The organism is Paenibacillus sp. JNUCC-31 (assembly GCF_014844075.1).
In the GTDB taxonomy this organism is placed as follows: domain Bacteria; phylum Bacillota; class Bacilli; order Paenibacillales; family Paenibacillaceae; genus Paenibacillus.
Map to the genome: position 1 here is coordinate 5,448,571 of NZ_CP062165.1, position 12,289 is coordinate 5,460,859.

At 49.3% G+C, this 12,289-nt stretch carries 14 protein-coding genes; all 14 read left to right on the forward strand.

What is annotated here, in order from left to right; genetic code table 11:
• The first annotated feature begins 82 nt into the window (after positions 1-82).
• The 14 genes from JNUCC31_RS23845 to murI all read left to right on the forward strand — a co-directional run bounded on the left by JNUCC31_RS23845 (position 83) and on the right by murI (position 12,262).
• The gene (locus tag JNUCC31_RS23845; protein WP_192265336.1) at positions 83-973 is read left to right on the forward strand and encodes a TIGR01777 family oxidoreductase; all 891 of its coding nucleotides are present in this window, start codon (positions 83-85) and stop codon (positions 971-973) included.
• A gap of 227 nt (positions 974-1,200) precedes the next feature.
• Positions 1,201-2,202: a beta-ketoacyl-ACP synthase III gene (locus tag JNUCC31_RS23850; protein WP_192265338.1), complete on the forward strand. Its 1,002-nt coding sequence runs from the start codon at positions 1,201-1,203 to the stop codon at positions 2,200-2,202.
• On the forward strand, positions 2,192-3,493 hold the full coding sequence (locus JNUCC31_RS23855) for an ATP-grasp domain-containing protein (RefSeq protein WP_228469221.1): 1,302 nt from the start codon (positions 2,192-2,194) through the stop codon (positions 3,491-3,493). The genes JNUCC31_RS23850 and JNUCC31_RS23855 overlap by 11 nt, the downstream gene beginning before the upstream one ends.
• Positions 3,490-4,485 (forward strand): NAD-dependent epimerase/dehydratase family protein, encoded by a 996-nt coding sequence (locus JNUCC31_RS23860; protein WP_192265341.1) that lies wholly within the window; start codon positions 3,490-3,492, stop codon positions 4,483-4,485. The genes JNUCC31_RS23855 and JNUCC31_RS23860 overlap by 4 nt, the downstream gene beginning before the upstream one ends.
• Positions 4,479-5,339 carry an MBL fold metallo-hydrolase gene (locus JNUCC31_RS23865; RefSeq protein WP_192265342.1) on the forward strand — a complete coding sequence of 287 codons (861 nt, stop codon included), beginning with the start codon at positions 4,479-4,481 and terminating at the stop codon, positions 5,337-5,339. The genes JNUCC31_RS23860 and JNUCC31_RS23865 overlap by 7 nt, the downstream gene beginning before the upstream one ends.
• The gene (locus JNUCC31_RS23870; RefSeq protein ID WP_192265345.1) at positions 5,336-6,652 is read left to right on the forward strand and encodes a F390 synthetase-related protein; all 1,317 of its coding nucleotides are present in this window, start codon (positions 5,336-5,338) and stop codon (positions 6,650-6,652) included. The genes JNUCC31_RS23865 and JNUCC31_RS23870 overlap by 4 nt, the downstream gene beginning before the upstream one ends.
• A gap of 23 nt (positions 6,653-6,675) precedes the next feature.
• Complete coding sequence (locus tag JNUCC31_RS23875; RefSeq protein ID WP_228469222.1) at positions 6,676-7,677, forward strand: SDR family oxidoreductase; 1,002 nt, start codon at positions 6,676-6,678, stop codon at positions 7,675-7,677.
• A 51-nt stretch (positions 7,678-7,728) separates the two neighbouring features.
• Complete coding sequence (locus JNUCC31_RS23880; protein ID WP_192265347.1) at positions 7,729-8,310, forward strand: DJ-1/PfpI family protein; 582 nt, start codon at positions 7,729-7,731, stop codon at positions 8,308-8,310.
• Positions 8,307-8,888 (forward strand): GNAT family N-acetyltransferase, encoded by a 582-nt coding sequence (locus tag JNUCC31_RS23885; RefSeq protein ID WP_192265350.1) that lies wholly within the window; start codon positions 8,307-8,309, stop codon positions 8,886-8,888. Before JNUCC31_RS23880 ends, JNUCC31_RS23885 begins: the two co-directional genes overlap by 4 nt.
• Positions 8,885-9,766 (forward strand): serine/threonine-protein kinase, encoded by an 882-nt coding sequence (locus tag JNUCC31_RS23890; protein WP_192265352.1) that lies wholly within the window; start codon positions 8,885-8,887, stop codon positions 9,764-9,766. Before JNUCC31_RS23885 ends, JNUCC31_RS23890 begins: the two co-directional genes overlap by 4 nt.
• A gap of 306 nt (positions 9,767-10,072) precedes the next feature.
• Entirely contained in the window at positions 10,073-10,741 is a 669-nt protein-coding gene (locus JNUCC31_RS23895; RefSeq protein ID WP_228469223.1) for a GNAT family N-acetyltransferase, read from the forward strand.
• An 81-nt stretch (positions 10,742-10,822) separates the two neighbouring features.
• Complete coding sequence (locus JNUCC31_RS23900; RefSeq protein ID WP_192265356.1) at positions 10,823-10,987, forward strand: hypothetical protein; 165 nt, start codon at positions 10,823-10,825, stop codon at positions 10,985-10,987.
• A gap of 19 nt (positions 10,988-11,006) precedes the next feature.
• Entirely contained in the window at positions 11,007-11,396 is a 390-nt protein-coding gene (locus tag JNUCC31_RS23905; RefSeq protein WP_192265358.1) for a hypothetical protein, read from the forward strand.
• A gap of 80 nt (positions 11,397-11,476) precedes the next feature.
• The gene (gene murI / locus JNUCC31_RS23910; RefSeq protein WP_192265361.1) at positions 11,477-12,262 is read left to right on the forward strand and encodes a glutamate racemase; all 786 of its coding nucleotides are present in this window, start codon (positions 11,477-11,479) and stop codon (positions 12,260-12,262) included.
• The last annotated feature ends 27 nt before the right edge of the window (positions 12,263-12,289 follow it).

The window sequence follows — 12,289 nt, forward strand, 5'->3', positions numbered from 1 at the left end:
AATCAAACCAAACGGGTGAGACGGTGTTCATTCATATATAGAATGTTTTTCTTTACCCAGTATAGGGAAATGAGGGGATACCGTGAAAAAGGTTGTGTTGGCGGGTGGAACAGGGTTTGTTGGTCAGGATTTTGCCCATAGATTCAAGGAACTTGGTTATGAGGTGCTCATTATCTCACGCCAGCCCGGTCATATTGCCTGGGAGAATCAGGATGGAATCAACCAGGCACTTGAAGGTGCAGAATTGCTGATTAACCTGGCCGGAAAATCCGTAAACTGCCGTTACACGGACGAGAACCGCAAAATCATTCTGGAATCCAGAACACGCACAACCCGCATTTTGGGCGAGTCTGTTCTGTCTTGTAGCAACCCTCCTGAACTATGGATTAATTCGAGCACGGCCACGATATACAGACATGCAGAAGATCGCCCCATGACGGAGAAAGAGGGCGAGATTGGCTCCGGGTTCTCGGTGGATGTCGCCAATGCGTGGGAAAAGGCTTTTTTTGAGTTCAGTCTGCCGTCTACACGTCAGATTGCATTACGGATTGCCATTGTGCTGGGAAAAGGCGGCGTCATGGAGCCACTCACCAATCTGGTTCGCTTTGGGCTGGGTGGATCACAAGGACCTGGAACCCAGCAGTTTAGCTGGATTCATATAGAGGATTTGTTCCGCATGGTGATCTATGTCCAGCAGCATACGCAACTGGAGGGTGTGTTTAATGCTTCCTCTCCGCATCCTGTCACGAACCGCCAGCTTATGGAGAGTCTGAGGCGGCGGATGAGAGTTCGGATTGGGCTTCCTTCACCTCGCTGGATGCTGGAATTGGGAGCGCGATTCATTCGGACCGAAACTGAACTGGTTCTCAAAAGTCGTTGGGTGATTCCTGAAAGGCTGGAACGGGAAGGATTTACGTTCAGATATGATACGCTCGATCTTGCACTAGCCGAGATATTGAAGCAGGGGAAATAGCGTGTGCTGGATTCATTAAATCAAAATAACATTAAAAAGGGATGTTCCTCGTCATACTCATGACTTATGGTACAGCCCCTTCTGCCGTATGTTCCTCCTTAAAAAAGGAATCAAATAATCTTGGGATACTGTGATCGAAAGGTTGTCCTGTCATCGGAGTGTCCGTGTAGATATTCATTAGTAGAACTTATATCGATCAGTCAGAAGAAGAGAAAGAGGTTAGTCATATGCAACTTAGAAGAGTGAGAATTGTTGGAACAGGCAAGTATTTGCCTGAACAGGAAGTAACCGACGAGGAGCTGGATCGCCGTTTGCACGTACCTGCGGGCTGGGTCAGCAAAGCAACAGGTGTGGGTGTGCGTCACTATGCTTCGGGTGCAGAGACCTCTTCATTCATGGGAGCGAGAGCTGCTGAAGCCGCACTTGCGGATGCAGGACTGACGTTTGCAGATATAGACTGTTTGGTGTGTACGAGCGGTACGAAAGAACAACCTTTACCCAGTACGGCGGTATTCATTCAGCAGGCGATGGGGGAGCAGGATTCAGGTGTACCCGCTTTTGACATGGATGCGACATGCTTAAGTTTCCTGAACGGGCTGGATGTCATTTCCTACATGGTGGATGCCGGGCGTTATAAAAGGGTGCTGCTTGTAGCTACGGAGATTGCTTCCAAAGGATTGAATTGGTCAGATAAGGAAAGTGCTGCCCTGTTTGGGGACGGAGCCGCCGCCGTCATTATTGAACGCACTGCTGAAGGGGAGTCTTCGCAGATTGTACATGCTTCCTTGAAAACGTACAGCCGCGGCGCACGATTCTCGGAAATTGCCGGTGGAGGCACTCGTCTGCATGCCTCGAATTATATGGCAGAGCAGCCGGCGCCCTACCTTTTTCATATGGATGGGCAGGCCATCTTCCGCATGGCTTCCAGATTGCTGCCAGCATTTATGGACGATATGTTGCTGGCAACCGGTAATCAGATGGAGGATTTCCAATTGGTGATTCCGCATCAGGGAAGTGCGATGGCGATGCGGCTGATCCGCAAAAAGCTGGGAATCGAAGAGGACCGTTTTATGGACATTACACGAAATCACGGCAATACGATTGCCGCTTCCATTCCGATGGGGCTGCATGAAGCGATCAAGCAGCAGCGTATTCAGCGGGGAGATCGGGTGTTAATGATCGGTACAGCCGCCGGATTGTCACTGGGAGGACTTATTTTTGACTACTAGGTTCACGAAGAATGGACATCAAGCATCCCCATCCTTTAACGTGCTGCTCACGGGTGGTCGTGCCCCGGTAACACTGGATCTGGCGCGTATGCTTCATCGTGCAGGTCACCGGGTTTACGTCGCGGAGAGTGCGGTCCGTCATTTATGCAGATTTTCCAGTGCGGTGGAGCGGTGCTTCATGGTTCCATCTCCGCGTCATGAAACAGAGAATTACTTGTTCGAGATGGAGCGTTTGGTTCAAGCCTGGCAGATCGACTTGTTGATTCCGATGTGTGAGGAAGTTTTTTATATTGCTCAAGGAGCAGCGAGGCTGGGCGATCACTGCCGTGTACTTGTCTCTTCTTTGGAGCAGCTGCACGAATTGCATCATAAATATGACTTTATCCAGCTTGCAGCGTCGCTTGGTCTTTCGGTCCCGGATACTCGTCTGATCAACAGTCGGCAGGAATGGATGGAAGTGCAGGCTGTTCTGGAAATAGAGGGGGAATGGGTATGGAAGCCCGTGTATTCCCGCTTTGCCGCCAGAGTTCGTATGCCGATATCCTCCACAGCAGACTTTGATGGAGACGCACCTGAATCTAATCAGAAGATATACGCAGGAAAAATGAAGCAGCACCGTTTACAGAATGATCCTCCTGGTGACACGGAAATATCCTTGGCTTCCCCTTGGGTTGCGCAGGCTTATGTTGCCGGGCAAATGTTATGTACATACAGCGTAGCGTACGAAGGGAATATCGTTGCACATACCACCTATGACAGCCGCTACCGAACGGGCAGCGTGGGGGCCAGTGTTTATTTCGAACATGTGGAGCATGAAGGAGTTTACAAGTGGGTAAGTCAATTTGTGCAGGCGACCGGGTTTAGCGGGCAGATTGGTTTTGATTTTATCGAAACAGAGGACGGACACTTGTATGCCATTGAATGTAATCCGAGGGCGACGAGTGGAATCCATTTATTTTACCATGGAGACGAGTTGGTGCAAGCGCTGATTGCGCCTGATAAGCTAGTGAAAGAAGGAACAGTGGTCATCCCCAAGTTGGGCAGTAAGGCGATGTTGATGCTTCCGATGCTGGGAAGTGGATTGCAGCAACTCTTGCAGCCGGGCAGCTTGCGAGCATGGATGACAGCTTGGCGAGGAACGAGGGATGTGGTGTACCTGAGACATGATGCGAAACCTTGGTTTGAGCAATTCGCGGTTGTACTGTCCGCCTGGCGGCTGGCAAGGAAACATAAACTTTCGCTGACTGAAGCTTTGACTCACGACATAGAATGGAACGGTGAACAACGATGAATAGAGCATTGGTTACAGGAGCAACCGGATGTCTGGGCAGGCATCTGGCGATACGGCTTGCGGAGCAAGGATGGGAAGTTACGGGTCTGGGACGCCAGCAACAGCACGGTGCAGAGCTTGAGTCGGCAGGCATCCGATTTTACAACGGAGATATACGGGATGAGGCGGCGGTGAATGAGGCCTGCTCGGGTCAGGATGTTGTGTTTCACTGTGCGGCATTATCGTCGCCATGGGGCAAATACCGGGATTTTTACAGCAGCAATGTGGAGGGGACACAGCATTTGGTGGACCGTTGTATGAAAGGTGGCATACAGCGCTTCATCCATATATCAACGCCAAGCATATATTTTAACTACAGTCCCCGATATGACATACATGAGAATGATCCTTTGCCCTCCAAACCGGCTAATCATTATGCAGCCACCAAGCGTCTTGCCGAGCAAGTGGTTTTGCAGGCTCATGCCAATGGACTTCCATCGATCATGATTCGTCCCAGAGCCATATTCGGCCCGTACGACCAGACGCTTTTTCCCAGAATCGTTGCAGCCAATGCCAAATCAGGCGTGCCCATGATCGGAGGCGGACAGGCTTTAATCGATCTGACTTGTGTGGGTAACGTGGTGGATGCGCTGTTGTTATGCCGGGATGTCGGGACTGAAGCGCTGGGCCGTGCCTACAATATCTCCAATGGAGATCCGAGACCGTTCCAGGATTTGGTGAGCAGGTTGTTTGGAATGCTGGAAATGCCTTTACGCCGTCGGAATATACCCTACAGAGCAGCATACGGAGCAGCCGCAGTGTTGGAACGTGTACACCGCTTGATTCCTGCGTTCGGTGAACCTCAACTGACACGGTATACCGTTGGCTCCTTATCCATCCCGCAGACGCTGGATATTACAGAAGCCCGTGAGAAGCTGGGGTACGTGCCTCGGGTGTCCATTGATGAGGGGTTAAAACAATTTGCAGACTGGTGGAGGGCTGAATCATGCTGACAACCACATCCGTAAAACTTCATCTGGGTGCAGCAGGTTACTGCACGCATCCGGAGTTTCTGACGCTGCGTGGTGGACGGTTGCGTCCGGTGGCTTTTCCGGCAGGCTTTGCCTGCATCATTCACCCTGTACATGGTCTGATTCTGCTGGACACGGGATATAGCTCCCGTTTTTTCAAGGAAACTACACACTTGCCAAACGCACTGTACCGCCATATTACCCCTGTGGTATATCGTGAAGAAGACAGTGCGGTGCATTTTCTGGCCCGTATAGGACTGAAAGCTTCGGATATCCGGTACATCATCCTCTCGCATTTTCATGGGGATCATATCGCCGGTGTGCGGGATTTCCCACAGGCGCAGCTGATCTATCTGCCAAGCGCCTATGACGCCGTGCGTTCCCTTGGCCCGATTGCAGCTGTAAAGGCAGGGTTTCTGCCCGGATTGCTGCCAGAGGACTTTGATGCCCGATCATTACCTGTTACGAAGCCGTCGGAGCGATGGATGAGAGCGGGCGAGGATTTTCCTTTTTCCGAGGTATACGACATTTTCGGTGATGGCAGTCTGCTGGGAGTTGACGTATCTGGCCATGCGGAAGGCATGATGGGCATTTTGCTCGGTACAGAGGCGCATGACTATTTTCTGTGCGCAGACGCGGTGTGGTCGAGTCGTGCTTTCCAGGAACAACGCAGACCTCATGCGCTGGCTGGAATGATTATGTCAGATCGTCTGGCTTATCGAAGGAATTTTGACAGACTGGTGCAGCTGCATCAGCATTTTCCCGCGATTCGGATTGTGCCCAGCCATTGCCGTGCGGCGTTGGATGCTTGGGGTATAGGGGCTGAGGATGTATGAGTAATACCATGCGTATTGTCTATCATTATTTACTTGCACGGGGATTGAGAAAATGGAAAACACGAGCGCAGCTTGAACGCTGGCAGGAACACCAGATCATTCGGCAAGTGGGACGGGTTCGTGAAAAGTCACCATTTTACCGGGAGTGGTGGGGTGAGGTTGATGCATCCAACTGGAGAAGCTTTCCGCTAATCGACAAAACGATCATGATGCACCATTTCGATCGACTTAATACGTTAGGCATTTCCAAGGATGAAGCGATGGCTCTCGCCGGGGAAAGCGAGGAAACGCGTAATTTCAAGCCATCCATTCAGGGCGTGACGGTAGGATTGTCCTCGGGCACATCAGGCAACCGGGGGTTGTTTCTGGTGAGTGATCGGGAACAGGATGCGTGGACAGGGACAGTGCTGGCCAAGCTTTTGCCTGGCGGACTGTGGAAGCCTGCCAAGATCGCCTTTTTCCTGCGGGCCAACAGTAATCTGTATGAATCGGTGCAGCGGGGCAAGCTGCAATTTCAATATTTTGATCTGCTGGAGCGTGTGGATGCGCTGGTTGAACGTATGGAAACATACCGACCCACCATATGGGTAGCGCCGCCCTCCATGCTGAGAATGCTGGCTGACGCCTATACGTTAGGCACATTGACCACCGTACCGGACAAAATCATTTCGGTAGCCGAAGTGCTGGACCCGCTGGATCGCAAGGTGCTCGAGCATGTTTTTGGACAAACGATTCATCAGGTGTACCAGTGTACGGAAGGATTCCTGGGTGCAACCTGTCGCTTCGGCACACTGCATTTGAATGAAGACATCGTTCATATTGAAAAAGAGTTCATTGATCCCGCGACCCGGAGGTTCGTTCCTGTGATCACGGACTTCTCCAGAACCTCACAGCCGATTATCCGGTATCGGCTAAACGACATTCTGACCGAGGCGGCGGTGCCGTGTGCCTGTGGTTCTCCGTTTACGACCATTGAGCGGATCGAAGGACGCTGTGATGACACGCTTTATTTTCCACATCGACAAACGGGTGAAGCCGTACCTGTATTTCCGGACTTTGTTACGCGTGCGGTGATTGCAGCCTCTCCGGCGATCGAACATTATCGTGTCGTACAGCGAGGTAGCGGGACGCTGGAGATATCGCTTCGGCTCAGAGGAGGAAAAGGGATGCAGCAGGTTGAGGTTGATGTGCAGCGTGAGCTGATGAAGCTGGGAGCGCGGCTGGAATGTAGCGTACCGGAGATCAGATTTGTTCCTTATACGTTTGAAGCGGGAGTAACGAAGCTGCGCAGAGTGGAGAGACAGCTTGGGTAAAGCGTAATGCTGACACTGCTGATATGCACGGCTACATCCTGTGCCGGGAGCTGCGTGTGTATGTGGGAATGCTGATGAATCCACTGAGGGAAGAGGTGAAGCAGATGGCAGAACAGAAGATACAGACAGAGGATGAACATATACGGGGCGAAACAGGATCAACAGTGAAAAGGTTGAAGGAAGTTGATCCGAACGCTCCGGTGGCGTTAATTACGGGTACTTCGAGTGGATTCGGTATGCTTACGGCGGTTACGCTGGCTAAACAAGGATATCGTGTTGTGGCAACGATGCGAGATTTGAGTCGGAATGTGGAATTAGTAAGGCTGGCGGAGCAGGAGGGTATCTCGGATCGGGTACAGGTTATTCGGCTGGATGTGACGGATGCTGATTCAGTGCAGGAGGCTGTTCAGACAGTACTTCAGAACAATGGGCGGATCGATATGCTGGTGAACAATGCAGGGTTTGCGCTTGGCGGATTTATTGAGGAAGTATCCATGGATGATTGGCGTAGGCAAATGGAAACGAATCTGTTTGGCTTGATTGCCGTTACACGTGCGGTCCTGCCTGTCATGCGTGAGCAAAAGCAGGGATTGATCATCAACTTGTCCAGCGTCAGTGGATTGTCCGGTTTCCCGGGTTATGCGCCGTATGCTGCATCCAAATTCGCCGTGGAAGGTTTCACGGAAAGTTTGCGTCATGAGATGTCTTCGTTCGGCGTCCGGGTTGTGCTCGTAGAGCCAGGTGCTTATCGTACACCCATCTGGAGTAAAGGTTTGGGCGAAATTCACAGGAGCGAACATTCTCCCTATAAAGATAAGCTGGACGCGGTTCTTCGTTATTCCCAGCATGCTGGAGAGACTGCACCCGATCCGCAGGAAGTGGCCGATCTGATTGCTCGTATTGCACGGATGCGTGCACCAAGGCTTCGTTATGCGCTGGGCAAAGGCTCGCGTTTGCTCATCATCGGCAAGCTGCTGCTTCCATGGAAATGGCTGGAGTGGATTATTGCGCGTGGATTGAAATAGAATCAGCTAAGAAACTCAATCACCAAATAAAAAAACACTGGAGGCCTTTATATGAAAATCGCTTTTGTTTTGTTTGATGGTTTAACTTTCCTTGATTTTGCAGGATTTTATGATGTGATCAATCGGTTGAATTTCTTTGAACAAACCAAAGGCACAACATGGGAAACATGTGCGATGACAGACCAGGTTACGGACGAATCGGGTTTAACGTTGAAGGTGGGCCGGGTGAAGCCTAATTTGGCGGAATATGATCTCGTTTTTGTACCTGGTGGCATGGGAACACGTAAGCTTCGATTCGATGAGGCTTTCATAGGGTGGCTTCGACAGGCTGAGAATGTTCCGCTGAAGGTGTCCGTGTGCACAGGCTCTCTGCTCATGGGGGCGGCAGGTTTTTTATCAGGTAAAAAAGCAACGACGCATCCCAATGTCTATGATTTGCTTGAGCCTTACGTAGATGAGGTTATTCAAACCCGGATTGTGAAGCACGGAAATGTAATTACAGCCGGAGGGGTAGCGACGTCGATTGATCTTGGAATCTATGTCGTAGGTTTGCTTGCAGGCCAGGAAGCCGCAGCGAATGTGAAGCTCCAGATCGATTATCCTTATGAGATGCAGGGAGTGGTTGAAGAATGAATGAAAGTCAAAAGGAGGACGTGTTCATCCTTCGCAATATACGTAGAGATGAGGCAGAACAGTATTGGCCTTTGCGGCTGGAGGCGCTGAAAAATCATCCGGAAGCCTTCGGGGCTTCATTTGAATTGTCGATTCAGCTTCCCATGAGTGAAGTCCAGGAACGTATACATAATGAAGCTGATGATTACATTCTGGGGGCTTTCACAGAAGAAGGCATTCTCGCAGGAACGATGGGATTCAAACGGGAACATGGTCTTAAGCTAAGGCACAAAGGGTACATCTGGGGAGTCTATGTTTCACCACCATATCGTGGATGTGGACTTGCTTCCCGATTGCTCCGCGAAGTGTTGGATCGGGGCAGGGAGCTGGAAGGCATAGAGCAAATCAATCTCAGTGTGGTTACCACAAACGAGTCAGCAAGGCGATTGTATGAGCAGTATGGATTTGAAACTTATGGCATTGAGCGTAATGCCCTGGTCGTTCAGGGAAAGGGCTACGATGAGGCTCATATGACGTACTTTTATGCTGAGTGTTTGAATGTGAGCGATGAGCATGTTGAAGCAGCTGGTGACATATGATGGACTCGATTCAACTTGAACTTGACGGCATTTCTTTTGAGTTAAAAGAAGCTCATTCATTCGAGTGGATTGCGCGCCTGGGTACTGTATTTCGTGTGTTTGATCAGCAGGATTCCGGCAATTTGTCCTTTGGTGTTCTGAGTCAGGACGGAGAGAGGTACTTCGTGAAATATGCTGGAGCACGCACGATCCATGCGAATAGTTCAGGGAGCCCTTCCCAAGCAATTGACAATCTGAAATCATCCGTTTCAATATATGAAGATTTGGCACATGACACATTAATTCATTTAAAAGACCATTTTGCAACGGAACATGGCTACGTCTGTGTATTCGATTGGGTGGAAGGGGAATGTCTGCATTCCCACTGGGATTATCCACCGCCAGCCAAATATGAGGACCCTCGTTCGCCGTATTATCGTTTCAGACAGCTCCCGGTAAAGACACGCATTCGGGCGATGGAGCAAATTCTGGATTTCCATATTGAAGTGCAGCAGAGAGGATATGTGGCCGTTGATTTTTACGATGGCAGTCTGATCTATGATTTTGACAAACAAACGATGAAAATATGTGATATTGATCTGTATCGAAAGGGTTCTTTCATGAATACGATGGGACGGATGTGGGGTTCATCCCGCTTTATGTCTCCTGAGGAATTTGAGTTGGGTGCGCCAATGGAAGTCACGAATGTGTTCAATATGGGAGCAATGGCTTTCTCACTGCTTGGTGGAGAGCTGGATCGTTCGTATGCCCGATGGGATGCCGGAGAAGCATTGTACCAGGTGGTTGTTCGTGCGGTTAATCCAGAACGAACTCAGCGATATGAGTCGGTTACAGAATTAAGTCATGCTTGGAAAAAAGCTGTGATGCAGGATAAATAAGCTATATTGGATCGTTGTCTGGCTCGTAAAATCCTCACGTATATTACACATTCGCAATTGCGCAATCTTCATTCGTATCTGGAAGGAATATACCGTATAATGGAAATTAATGAGGGGGTGCTTGTTAATGTGCAGATACACATGTCAGGATCGTACAAAGACCTTTATGCCTGTTCTGATCGTGATCAATTACCAAACAAACCTCCTGGCATGATTTGACTGCTTCAGGGTTAAGAAAATGGATAGGCTTGAATTTCTGCAAAGGATGATTCGGTAAATATGAAGAGCTTGTCCATCATTTCACCCATGGATATGATGAAAATACAGGCAGATACATTGTATATGATGGACGACCAGCACCGTCTCTTAAGCATTAACGAACCGGATGGCGGGCAGGCTCCAGCCTTATTTATTGGAATAACTTCTGCCGGGCAATGTTCCTATTATCATGAGCAGTTACCGTCCTTTCTGATTAAGGAACTAGGCTGTGAATCGGAGCTTCCGCTTGATATTCCAAAGTTGATTCAAAAGGTAGAGACTTTCAGACCAGTGAAGGGTGTATGGATGGGCCCGGCTTATACCTTTCCCGAGAAGTGTGACGAATGGCATCCAAATGTTCAGCTTATAGGTAATCCGTGTACCTTTCAGCTGAAAGAGCATTTTCCTGAATTAATAGAACAGCTGCATGAGAAAATGCCTGTTGCCGCTTATGTCATTGAGGATTCGGCTGTCGCTGTATGTTGTTCCGCCCGTGTATCCACACAGGGGGCTGAGGCGAGTCTGTATACGGCACCTAGTTTCAGAGGACAGGGGTATGCAGCAGAGGCGGTAAAGTGCTGGCAGGTTCATGTTAAAGAGAGCGGGCGAATTCCGATCTATAGTACATCATGGGATAATATGGCTTCGCAGACGGTTGCCCGGAAGCTGGGACTCATCCAGTTTGGGGTGGATTTCAGCATCACGACGTCGTCATAATAAGGATGGATTCATCTATGCTGAATGAAGAACGTCAATACACTGTATTGAAACCCGGAAATAAAAGTCGGTGGTGCAGCAATGATTAGGACTTTTGTAGAAAAGGACCTGCAATATGTCATTGAAGCACATATTCGTATCTATCGGGATGAGTATAATTATGATCATAGCTTTGCCGAGTTTATTGAACATGCTGTTCATTTTGCAAAAGAAACAAGGTTATATATCCATCATCTTGTGGACTAACAGGGGTAGGAGTGATTCCATGAATCGTAAACATATTGCAAGTGGCATGGTGATAGTATGTACAGCATGGACGTTGGCAGCATGCTCGAATCAGGCAGAAAGTCAGGACGTAACCTGGAAGATTGAAAGTAACCTTCAGCAAATCGTGAACGGTCCTGAGATGACTCTGACCAGTAGTAATCCAGGTGATTATATTGTTGCTAACACAGCGGCGTATGTTCAGATTCTGGATACTGGTGAAGAGGGACTGAACGTCCTGATTCAGCAGTTGGAGTCAAGCTCGAACGACGGGCTGAAGGAATGGGTCATGGCTCAGGCGAGTGTGGAACTGCTTGGAGCACACAATCCGGTGGAAAACTGGCAAAGTGGCAAAGACTGGCTCAGAGAGTATAAAATGAAAGTAGAATAAAATAACTCACCTCCAGTCATCATGAGCAGGAATGAGAGGTTCCAGGAACCCGAAAGAATACACGTATAGAGGTGAAACCCTTGAAGAAGAAAATTGCATTTTTTGACTCGGGAATCGGTGGTTTAACCGTCTTGCATAAGGCTTTGCATCAATTCCCTGAAGAACAGTTTCTGTATTATGCAGATACACTGCATGTTCCTTACGGGACCAAGTCTGCGGATGAGGTTAGAGGGCATGTTTTCGATTGTGTGGAGGCTATTGTTCAGGAAAATGTGCAAGCGATCGTGATAGCCTGTAATACAGCAACGAGTCTGGCCGTGCAGGATTTGCGTGCCAAGTACGATATCCCTGTCATCGGGATGGAACCCGCTGTGAAACCGGCAGTGGAAATGAATCGGAAAAGCGGCAAAAGAGTGCTTGTATTTGCTACAGCTCTGACCTTGAGTCAAACGAAGTATAATGAATTGGTATCCCGAGTGGATGATCATCACAGCGTGGATTCCATTCCGCTGCCTGAACTTGTGGAGTGGTGTGAACAGCTGGAATTTGACCCGCAGAAGATTGCAGCGTATTTCCGCCTGAAACTCGCTGATCTTGATCTGAATTTATACGGTACCGTTGTACTGGGCTGCACGCATTATCCGTTCTACACATCCATTCTTCGATCGGTTCTGCCCAATCATATCCAAATTATTGATGGCAGTACGGGGACGGTTAACCGCTTGAAGCAGCTTCTTGGATTGGGCAATCAGACGGGTGCGAATACAGAACAGCAAATTACATTTCTGAGTTCGTCTGGACGTGCGGAAGACCTGGAAAATATGAGCATCGCACTCCGTTATCTGGAGATACAACATTCCTTGTAAGTTAACGAGAGGAGGTGAGGTAAACGG